We start from the raw sequence: 10,847 nt of genomic DNA, 5'->3' as shown, positions 1-10,847 counted from the left end.
AATATTAACTTCATATTAACCTAATAACTTACCGGTAAGTAAGCAAAATGATATCATAAAAATCATGATTTGTCAAATCAATCTTTTAAAAAAAAAAGTTAAGATTAAATAAAATATAAGTAAATATCATAAAAAAAGAGAAATCGAGATATAAAAAATATAAAGATTATATTTTCATTGAATGATAATATATGAATAAGTAGAAAAAATAAAAAAACCGAGACAAAAGTCTCGGTTTAAAACTCTAATTCTTTATAAGTATTATATATTAAGCCCTTCATTTATATTATACACTAAACATAGCTTAAATAAAACACTATAGACTAAAATGTCAATTTGAAGACAATGACAAAAAATTGACAAATATTCAAAACTCTAATAAAATCAAATTAAAAAATTAACTTACTTTAAATAAAAATGTCAATTTAAACAACTAAAAATAATATTAATATAATACAATTAAATTTATATAAAACAATAAAGAGGACATAAAATGAAAATAACAGAATCTAAACTATCATTATTGATGAATTCATTCAAAGTAAGATCAAAAGATCTCGCAGAATACCTACATGTAGATTCATCTTTAATAAGTAAATGGAAAAATAATAAAAGAAATTTATCTAATAAATCAAATTATCCAGAATCGATAGCTGAATATTTTTTAAATTTAGATAAAATATACGATTATACTTTCATAAAAAATTTGATACATCAAAATTATCCTAAAGCAAATGTAGAAGACATAAAAGAATTAAAAAATTACTTTCAAAAATGGATATTAGAAAGTAGAACTCTCTCTCAAAAACCTTTGAAAAATTATTCTAAAAATCAAAATGAATATTCAACAACTTTTACAGTATACAGAAAAAATGAAGGAAGAAGAAAAGCTGTTTTAGATTTTTTAGACCTTGCTATAAGCATGCCAGAAAATCAAGAAATTCTTCTTTTAAGTCAAGAAAATATGACTTGGTTGATAGAAGATAAAAATTTTTTTAATGAATGGGACAAAAAATTATATAAATTGATTCAAAAAAATCATAAAATACAAATAATACATACAATAGACAGAGAAACAACAAAAATAGCCGAAACTATAGAAAAATGGTTTAATCTTCATATGCTTGGAGGATTAAAATCTTATTATTATCCAAAATATCAAGATACGATAATAAATCATACATTATTTATAATAAAAAATACCTGTGCCATAACAGGTGTTTCAAAATCAACTGAACAAAAAGAAATAGATTGCACATACTTCTTTAATGATCTACATACTGTAAAAAACTTTCAAAATACTTTCTTTACAATAAAAGAGATATGTAATCCTCTAATAATAAATCAAGATATAAAAAAATCCGAAGAACTCATAAAAAAATTATTAAACCTTTTAAATGAGCCAGATAATGAATACCATTATTCTGATATTCCTCAATTCACAACAATGGATAAAAATGATCTAATACAAATTTTAATAGAAAATTCTGTAAAAAAAGATAAAACATTAAAAATATTGAATATTTTTGATCAATACAATGAAATACATAAAAACAAAAATATAAAAACCAAATATTTATACAATTTAAAAAAAATGGAAGACAATTTAAAATATAAAAATATATTATATGAAGATCTTTCTTTATTATGCGAAAAAGAAATTTATGTAAAAAAAGATTTATTCAAAAAGCATATAAAAAACACCCTAAAAAAAAGAAATAAAAACTGTGAAATAGGATTTATCTACGAAAAACCCAAAAAAAATTTTGGTGCAAACTGTATAATAAAACAAAATCACAAAATAATTGCCTATTCAAATAAAAACAAGCCAATAATAACGTCAAATACTGAACCAACAATAACTCAAGCTTTTGAATTCCATTTCAATGAAATATGGAACAGTATTCCGAGCATGTATAAAAAAGATTTAAATCTTTGTAAAATAGAAAATATATTAAAAAAATAAGGGTTAGATTTTTACTAACCCTTATTTTTTATAAATTATCTATTTTTTCTAAATTTCTCGCTATAAAAGTAGCAACATGAACACCTTTTGATCCTCTTCCAAAACCACCATTCATATTATTTGAAACAGCTATATCATTACTAATTTGCGTTCCACCAACAACTATCATGACTTTATCTCTTATTCCTTTTTCAATTGCAAGTTCATGTAATTTCTTCATATTTTCTATATGAACATCATTATGTGTAACTATCATAGAAGCAAGAATAGCTTGAGCTCCAACTTCTATTGCAGCATCTATCATTTTTTCTGGCGGAACTGAAGTGCCAAGATATGTATAATTAACTCCAAATTTTTCTATTCCACCATGTTTTATATCCAAAATTTCCCTTAAACCAACATTATGTTCATCATTTCCAACAGTACCAGCAACAACCTTCACTTTATGTTTTTTAAAAAAACTAAATAATTCATCTTCGGCCATCAAATCGGGTTTTTTAGGTAATGTGAGTTCATCTCTTTTAACAAAAAAAGGTACTTTAGCTTTCAACTCAACATAAGTTCCCTCTGTTGGGTGAAGAATTGTTTTACTTATAACCTGTGCATCTTCGAGATTCATCCTTTTACAAATCTCTAAAGCTGCAGCTTCAGCATAATCCTCAGTATCTGGAATAGTCATATCTATCTGTATCCAACCATCATTAGTCCATTCAACTTCAGGTTTTATCAAATTTTTATCTTTAGAATCTCTGTTTTCTTCTAATCTAACATTAACATTATCCGTCTCATCGAGTTCATCTATATACTGAATTTTATCTGGATTATGTAATGTACATCCACCTATTAAATCACAAACATGATCATAACCTTTTGGTAAATTATTATATCCAAAATGATTACAAACTGGAGCCATATAATCTTCATCTCGTGGAACAACCGATCCAGCACCAATTCCACCATTTTGAGGTCTTTTTATTCCATCTCCATCTCTTGCAGGATAATGACCATTATCCACAAAAATTCCTTGTTCTACAGCCTCAAAATATCCACCCATTTCTATCATTTCTTCAAGCATCAAAATAGCTCTCATCTTCAATTCTCTGATTTCAGGTCTAACCTTATCCTCATCTATTTTAACATATTCTTTTATTCCATCGAGAGAAACCATAGTATGTTTAGCCGTTTCAACTCCTCTTATAGAATTTATATGCCAAGGAACGTTTCTACCTTCATCTGGAGTTATAGTTGATTGAATATCAGCAGAAGTGAGTTTTGATAAAACTGTATTTAAAACATGAATTCTTGTAGCATCAAAGAGATCTGATTCTATATATCTTGTATTCATTTGGGCTCTAAATTTATATTCTTTAAAGACTTCTCTTAAAGTCATAGCATAAACGAGATTCATTCTAAACTCTGGAGATGGAGAAACAGTTGGTGGAACAGTTGATAACGCTATTAAATCCTTTCTCATTCCAGACTTAACAGAGTACATACAGTTGATACCATGTTGTACGAGAAGTTCTGGCATAACATTCCAAGCCTTCTTTGCAGAAGCATTCGCATTATGAGCCCCATCTATTTGAAGAATGTTTTCTTGAGCCATTATATGTTTAGCTACAGCTGCATCGACAAAAGATCTTATAGGATTAACACCTCTATACAATACATTATACTGTGGATCTTGATGAGCTGCATTAACTCCTTCTTCGGCAAATAATACAGCTATTTCTGGTCCTGCTATTCCGGATACATATGAATGGAAATTGATAGGTCTTCCAACTTCTTCTTCTATAATATCACATGCTTTTCTTGAGGCTCTTAGCTGTTTCCTCGTTATAGGTATACCACCTATTCCTTCTGGAGTTCCTTCTATAAGACTATCAATATGTGATTGTCCAAGAGTTCTTATAACCATTATATGATCAGCGCCATGCCATGCAGCCATTCTCATACGTCTTATATCTTCTTCAAATCTACCAGAAGCAATTTCAGAAGTTATTACAGATTCTGGTTGAGGATCTATATCATCAAAATAGTGTGCAGCTGGTAATCCCACAGAATTTTTTAAATCTTCAGATATATCAAAATATTCAAAATCATATTTTTTAGTTCCCTTAGGTAATTTTTTTCTCCAAGTCCACCCTTTTCTTTTAGGATGATAATTTTCAAGATCTTTAAGAATCTCATCTATATTTAATTTTTCATTTATAGGTAAATCCATCAATTTTCACCTCTCTTAAAAATTCTATCAACATCATCCCAATACTTTCCATCTATCATATCTCTTCCAGCTTTAATAACATCTATACCTTTTTCTTTTGCAATTCTCCAAATTATATGGCCAGCTCCTTTAGATAGAAGATTTTTTTCAAAAATCTTTGAAACAAGAGATGTAGCCTGCATAGAATTAAAACCCATTCTTAAAAGAACAGATCTTTCAATAGACTGTGATGTATTTTTTTTAGCCATTTCAATCATGGGATCTACCACCTTTTCAGTCAGATCCCAAAAGTATTTATCGAGCTCTTCATCAGACATATTATTCAATTTTTTGGCTCTAATTTCAAAATCATCTCGTCTAGCCTCCATATAAACTCCTCCCTGAAAATAAATTATTTTAATTCTTTTATAAAATTTTTTATTTCTTCAACAGAACTATTGGTATCTTCTGCCATAAATTTAATTTCTATATCTGAAAACATTTTAAACCCATCTCTTTTCATCATCTGTTTGACATAAGACCTTTTCATCTTATCCATTGAATATTCTATATATTTTATCTGTGATGGATTTTCAGGTATTATTATATTTTTTCCTGGAATATCTTCTTCAATCGGATCTCCTCTTTTAATAGCAATTCCATTCTCTTTTGCAAAAGTGAGCTGTGCCGATGGTAATTTGCCTGCTCCCGTATATTCAGTTTCATTGATAACTATTATCTCATCCTCATTCATCTCCTGCGCAAGAGCGAATGCTGCAGTCAAAGATGTATTTCCTGCCGGACCCCTTTGCATACCCTCAAGAACTGCCAAAGCTTCAGTCATATAAAAAACTTCTCCCTGTGTAACTAATAAATATCTATCCATATATCTCAAAACTCTTGCGGCATTTCTTGGAACATCAGATCTATCAGGATAAACAGCAAATGGTATACCAAATCCTGTATGTCCTGTTGTAAAAGACTTTTTATTAAAATCATTATCACTTGCCATATGCAAACCGCTTAAATCGACACTGGCCCCTATAACCTTTGTATCAAAAGCACCTGCTTTTATCAATCCTCTTGCAGTTCCAGTAGTTATACCACCTCCAGCATGAGTGCTTATAACAACATCTGGAAATTTCCCACATAAACTTTTACTTTGATGAGCTATTTCCCAACCAAGAGTTTCAACTCCTGCAATACCAAAAGGTGTATACAATGAAGCATTAAAATATCCTGTTTCTTCCAACAAAAGAAGAAAATAATAAAAAAGTTCTGGTCCCACAGATATCTGCACAACTTCTGCACCATATCCTTCACAAGCTCTTGCTTTTTCAAGTATTTCAGGTTGTCCTATACCTCTTGAATCATGACATTCTTGGACTATAATGGACCTCAATCCTCTTTTTACAGCTTGAGATGCAACTGCTGCACCATAATTTCCACTGGTAGCTGCCATTATCCCTTTATAACCCATTTGTTTTGCTCTGTATGCACTAACTGATGCTCTTCTATCTTTATAAGATAATGAAGGATTTGTAGCTTCATCTTTCACAAAAACTCTTGCACCTTTTCCTTTAGGTGAAAGTTTTTTTATCAATTTATTTATATTTTTTAATTCCACAAGAGGCGTATTACCAACTCCTGTTTCATTTTGTAATTCTATTATTTTTTCTATTGAATAACCAGCTTCTTCCATCATTTTTTCATAATCAAAAGCCAATCCTTCAATTTCATACTTTGAATAATCAACACCGACAGATTTTTTCATAATCTCATTTTTTCTCGACATGATTGAATTATATGATTTATCCATTACTCTTCACCCTCTTCCAGAATACTTAAAAGTTCATTTGATATATTCAAAAGTTCCGGAATGGGTTCACCAAAATTATGTTTATAAACAGGATTTATTTCTATCATTTTTCCTTTAACTTCTCTTCCAATTACAGTTTTTATAATAACTTCATCATTTATTTCTGCCTCTTCATTCATCAAAAATCCCTTTATTCTAACTTCAAGAGGTACTTTTTTAGTATCTTCTGGAAGATGCTCCGCTCTTTCATCTGGTTCAAGTGCAATAAAATATATTTGAACCCAATCACCTTTAAAGGCTTTCATTAAAAATCGCCCCCATATTTTTAAAATCATCTATGAGTAAATCCCCACAAGACTCTCTTTTAAATAGCTTTGCTATATTTCTCTGAATTTCTATTCTTGTTTCTAATTCTTTTTTTGAAAAATCATAATTTAATAAATCTACCTTATTGTTGTGAAATTGAATATTATCTTCAGAATCATTTATTTCAAGAAATTCATTTAAACTAAAACCATTATCTTTTACTCTGCTGAAATCAAGCCAAAGACCTGTTACTCCATAATGATCTATCATATCTGCATCTTGAATTATTTTTATATAATAAGGAAAATTTCCTTTTTTTCTTTGATTATGATAAAAAACAATATCATAAATTATATTTAATTCATCTTCAGAATATAAATCTTTCAAAATTTCTTTTGTTATTTGTGCACCAAATTCATTATGAGGTTCACTTCCTTTACCTATATCATGAAAAATACCTCCAACTTCTATAAGCTCATCAAGATTATCTTTTATTCCAATTATATTTTTTAATTTTAAAGCAAGTTTCCCAACCCTTATACCATGATGATAAGTAAACCCTTTATCTTTCTCAAGACCAAATTTAAATTTCTCCATTTTTTTAAGTGCCAATCCTTTAGAAAGTTCCACCCTATCATTCATAATTTCACCCCCTGCCTAAAAAATTCCACCCAAAAATAGGGTGGAATAATTCTTAATAAATCTCCCCAATCAATGCTCTCGGTATTGGAAGATCTGCCATAGTCATAAGACCAGCTTCACTTTCTATTACCGCAGGTATCATATTGGTAGCAACAGCCATAGTTCCTTTTCCACCAGGTATTTCTGGTTTAATAGCCAAAGAAAGATCCGGATTTCCCTTAACCCATATAAAATCTCCAGTATCTACTTCTTCTAATTCTGGTTTTATTTGTTGAGGATGTTCTAATTCAATAATCAATTCATCATTCATATATGCTTTTGCTATATGTCTACATCCAGCAACCATACCAGGTTCAACCTTAACATACTTTGTTTCCCTACTAACATTCGAAACAATTGGCTCTCTCGTTTGTTCTATTCTATCTATAACCCAACCCATAGCATCGGCTATCATATAAATAGATTGTTCAAATCCTATATGTCCAACTATAGTTCCATCTTTAATACCTTTTTCAAACTCTTCAACTGTTGTTCCAACACCCTGTGTCTCCATAACGGTAGGTCCAAAAGGTGAAAGATCATTTATTCTTGCAGCTTTGATACTCTTAACATTTAAAGATGCTCCTGTCAAAGCTATTATTAAAGTATCCAAAACAAACCCAGGATTAACACCAGTTCCAAGAACAGTAACACCATATCTTCTCGCAATATTATCTATCTCTAATGCAGCTTGTGTATGGGTATAAAATGGATGTGACATCTCTTCTGCTATTGTAATAACATTAACATTTTTCTTTATCACAGAAATAATCTGACTTTTAACAACATCAACAAAAGAATGAGTTGCAATAACAACGAGATCTGGATTAGTTTCATCTATCATAGTCATAGGACTATCATAAATTTTAATACCTGTAGGTTCTTCTAATTCTAATATATCTGATATATCTTTTCCTATATATTCTCTTCTCATATCATGAACACCGACTAACTGTAATTCATACTTACTCAAAATACTTCTTGCGATACCGCTTCCCATAGCTCCAAATCCCCAAACTGCTACTCTATACATCATATCTCCTCCCTGAATTTTGAAATTTTTTTCATATACATTACTATAATACATATATGACTCGTTTTTTGCTAATACATTATAAAGGTTTTAATAAAAGAAAAAGCCGTATAATCAAGAATCTTAAAGATTATACGGCAATAGTCATAATTAGTTACTTTTTATTAATCCTTCTTTCAAAAGAAAATACCCTGATATTTTTTTCACTCTTTCATCTTTAGATAATTCTTCAATCAAATTATCATATCCAGCTTCTGCAAAATTATTATTATTTATAAGATCTATAAATCCAACTTTTTCTGTTCCTTCTGATATATACAGTCTTGAATATCCATATTTATACCATAAATTAATTCCAAGAATAAAATCATCACTCAACTCCTTTATGATTTCATTCACTTGAATAAATCTCTTTTCAATTTCATCCTTTGCACTGACCATTTCAGATAATATATCCAATAAAAAATTTTTTCCATAAGCATCTTCTATCAAATAATTTCTAATATAAATATTATCTTCATCAAAATCGTAAAAAATCTTTTCATCTTCAACACAGTATGCTGGAATAATACTCAAATTTATAAATGATTTTAAAATATTTTTTAAATCATCTATAGATTTAAATTCTTTTCTAAACCTATTAATTCCATTTCTTTCATAAAAAATAAATTTATTTTCCGCCAAAAACTCTATCTGTGATTCACTCAAAGATTCTAAATAATTACCCAAATAAGTCTTAACCATAAAATCACCCTTTTAATAAATCAATCTGATAAAAAAAACGTATAGATCTTATTAACCTCAACTTTTTTGAACAAATTTATAATTTCAGTAATAGTAATACCTGTATTTATAAAATCATCTATTATTAGTATATTTTTCCCAAAAAACTTCTCTTTATTTTCCAATAAAAATGAATTATGAACTTGTTTCTTCTTTTCTTCTAAATTTTTATAATAAGAAAGTTTATTACTTTTTTTTATTTTCTTTAAATCATCACAAAACTCTATTTTCAAGCCTTTTGAAAGTTTCTCTACGAAATTCTTTAAAATATTATTTTTATAATTATTACTTGGAACATAAAAAATAAAATCAATCTCTTCTATCCATTTAATATTTTTTAAAAACTTTATAGAATCCTTATAATATTTATCAGAATAGTTCATACCAAAAATTTTACACTCTTCAAAACTCTTTCTAATACCTTTAGTTAAAGTATAAGAACCATCTATACTCTTTAAATTTATTATATTAATATTCTTATTAAAAAAACTATTCAAAAGTTTTTCATGTTCAATATTAAAATTTATTCTATATTTTATATCCTTATCATTATCACATATATTACATATATTTTCTTCTTCACCATCAAGATAATTAATCAAATATGACATGCGACAAGAATCTATAGAACAATATCTTATTATAGACTTAAGTTCACTTATCTTAACATCTCTTAATTTCTCTATAAAATCAAGATTTAATCTATTATCTCTATGAAAACTTTTATAAAAAATATCAGAATTTTTTGTAAATCTTTCAATAGCTCCAAGATCTATAAAATCATTCAAAATATTATAAAGTTTTAAATTATCTATATCAATATTATTTTTTATATCATAGAAACTTATAAAATCATGTGAATCTATAAACTCCAAGACTTCTTTATAAAATTTTGGTTCGGGTTTAGAATTATTTATAAAAGAAAATTGTAATCTTGAATCCTTATAATTATGAAGTAAAAAAATATAACTTTTTTTACCATCCCTTCCAGCCCTTCCTATCTCTTGATAATAATGAGTTGGAGATGAAGGAATCTGAGTATGAATTATAAATCTTAGATCTTTTTTATTTAAACCCATTCCAAGAGAATTAGTTGCTACAACACATTTAATTTTATTTTCCATTAAAAGTTTCTCAACTTTCAACTTATCATGAGCAGAAAGTTTAGAATTATAATAAAGTGTTCTTATTCCGTTAAAATTCAACCATTTAGAATAATAAACAGTATTATGAATAGTACCGGTATAAACTATTCCAGTTCCGGGAGATCTCTTTATAAGTTCATACATATAAATCATCTTTTCTCTCTCATTTTCAGCTTTTATAACATTCAAAGAAAGATTCTCTCTCATAAGATTCCCTTGAATAATCTCACCTTTCTTTAACTGTTTCATAATATCCTTTTGAACCCTTTTATTCGCAGTAGCTGTAAGTGCCAAAATAGGTACATTTTCAAACTTTTCAAAAACTTCAACTATTCTCCTATATGCAGGTCTAAAATCATGTCCCCAAACCGATACACAATGAGCTTCATCTATTACAAAAAGTTTAATATTCATCTTCTCAATCATATTCATCCAATGAACATCTTCATATCTTTCAGGAGAAATAAAAATAATATCTATTTCTCCATTTGCAGCTTTTTCTATTGCCACTTTATTATCATAAGAAAAATTATCAGAATTTATTGCAGCAACTCTAAGACCTAATTTCAAAGCAGATCTCATCTGATCTCTCATCAAAGCCTTCAATGGAGAAAAAACTATAGTAAGTCCTCCATTTTCAAGAGTTAAATATTGATATATTAAACTCTTACCAAAACCTGTTTTTTCTATCAAAAATACATTTATTCCAGAATTAATAAAATCTATAGCCTTTTTTTGATTCAAAAACAAAGAATTTATATTCATTTTTTCTTTTAAAATTTTATCCACTTTATCATTCAAATTAATCACCTATTTTATTATATAGAAGTTTTAAAAATTATTCATTAAAAAAATGATTAAATTCTCTAAAAAAATTAAAAAAAAGATGCATTATAATTATAATGCATCTT

At 28.0% G+C, this 10,847-nt stretch carries 9 protein-coding genes; 1 reads left to right on the top strand and 8 read right to left on the bottom strand.

The features are described from left to right. The first annotated feature begins 493 nt into the window (after positions 1-493). Positions 494-1,966 carry a hypothetical protein gene (locus PWP28_RS13230; protein WP_308644950.1) on the top strand — a complete coding sequence of 491 codons (1,473 nt, stop codon included), beginning with the start codon at positions 494-496 and terminating at the stop codon, positions 1,964-1,966. A gap of 28 nt (positions 1,967-1,994) precedes the next feature. Here the strand turns inward: PWP28_RS13230 and oraE are convergent, their stop codons facing one another. From oraE to PWP28_RS13190, 8 genes are all read right to left on the bottom strand, one after another. Further along, complete coding sequence (gene oraE, locus PWP28_RS13225; protein ID WP_109604955.1) at positions 1,995-4,190, bottom strand: D-ornithine 4,5-aminomutase subunit OraE; 2,196 nt, start codon at positions 4,188-4,190, stop codon at positions 1,995-1,997. Then, complete coding sequence (locus tag PWP28_RS13220) at positions 4,190-4,558, bottom strand: ornithine aminomutase subunit alpha (protein ID WP_109604954.1); 369 nt, start codon at positions 4,556-4,558, stop codon at positions 4,190-4,192. Before PWP28_RS13220 ends, oraE begins: the two co-directional genes overlap by 1 nt. Positions 4,559-4,581: 23 nt before the next feature. Beyond that, a complete protein-coding gene (gene ortB, locus PWP28_RS13215) occupies positions 4,582-5,988 on the bottom strand; it encodes a 2-amino-4-oxopentanoate thiolase subunit OrtB (RefSeq protein WP_109604953.1) in 1,407 nt (468 codons plus the stop codon). Continuing rightward, complete coding sequence (gene ortA, locus PWP28_RS13210) at positions 5,988-6,293, bottom strand: 2-amino-4-oxopentanoate thiolase subunit OrtA (protein WP_109604952.1); 306 nt, start codon at positions 6,291-6,293, stop codon at positions 5,988-5,990. Before ortA ends, ortB begins: the two co-directional genes overlap by 1 nt. Then, the gene (locus tag PWP28_RS13205) at positions 6,280-6,936 is read right to left on the bottom strand and encodes an HD domain-containing protein (RefSeq protein WP_109604951.1); all 657 of its coding nucleotides are present in this window, start codon (positions 6,934-6,936) and stop codon (positions 6,280-6,282) included. The genes ortA and PWP28_RS13205 overlap by 14 nt, the downstream gene beginning before the upstream one ends. Positions 6,937-6,988: 52 nt before the next feature. Beyond that, entirely contained in the window at positions 6,989-8,008 is a 1,020-nt protein-coding gene (gene ord / locus PWP28_RS13200) for a 2,4-diaminopentanoate dehydrogenase (protein ID WP_109604950.1), read from the bottom strand. Positions 8,009-8,158: 150 nt separating this feature from the next. Further along, positions 8,159-8,752: a hypothetical protein gene (locus PWP28_RS13195; protein ID WP_109604949.1), complete on the bottom strand. Its 594-nt coding sequence runs from the start codon at positions 8,750-8,752 to the stop codon at positions 8,159-8,161. A 20-nt stretch (positions 8,753-8,772) separates the two neighbouring features. Beyond that, positions 8,773-10,737 (bottom strand): RecQ family ATP-dependent DNA helicase, encoded by a 1,965-nt coding sequence (locus PWP28_RS13190; RefSeq protein WP_308644949.1) that lies wholly within the window; start codon positions 10,735-10,737, stop codon positions 8,773-8,775. Between the last annotated feature and the right edge of the window lie 110 nt (positions 10,738-10,847).

The organism is Oceanotoga sp., from assembly GCF_030445905.1.
Taxonomy (GTDB): domain Bacteria; phylum Thermotogota; class Thermotogae; order Petrotogales; family Petrotogaceae; genus Oceanotoga; species Oceanotoga teriensis.
The sequence above is the reverse complement of the archived record's forward strand: the minus strand, read 5'-3'. Positions and strand labels throughout refer to the sequence as shown.

What these genes read in the sequence shown, in the direction of transcription:
- PWP28_RS13220 (WP_109604954.1), bottom strand. Translation starts at nt 4,558, where the DNA reads ATGGAGGCTAGACGAGATGATTTTGAAATTAGAGCCAAAAAATTGAAT.
- ortA (WP_109604952.1), bottom strand. Translation starts at nt 6,293, where the DNA reads ATGAAAGCCTTTAAAGGTGATTGGGTTCAAATATATTTTATTGCACTT.
- PWP28_RS13195 (WP_109604949.1), bottom strand. Translation starts at nt 8,752, where the DNA reads ATGGTTAAGACTTATTTGGGTAATTATTTAGAATCTTTGAGTGAATCA.
- oraE (WP_109604955.1), bottom strand. Translation starts at nt 4,190, where the DNA reads ATGGATTTACCTATAAATGAAAAATTAAATATAGATGAGATTCTTAAA.
- PWP28_RS13230 (WP_308644950.1), top strand. Translation starts at nt 494, where the DNA reads ATGAAAATAACAGAATCTAAACTATCATTATTGATGAATTCATTCAAA.
- ortB (WP_109604953.1), bottom strand. Translation starts at nt 5,988, where the DNA reads ATGGATAAATCATATAATTCAATCATGTCGAGAAAAAATGAGATTATG.
- ord (WP_109604950.1), bottom strand. Translation starts at nt 8,008, where the DNA reads ATGTATAGAGTAGCAGTTTGGGGATTTGGAGCTATGGGAAGCGGTATC.
- PWP28_RS13205 (WP_109604951.1), bottom strand. Translation starts at nt 6,936, where the DNA reads ATGAATGATAGGGTGGAACTTTCTAAAGGATTGGCACTTAAAAAAATG.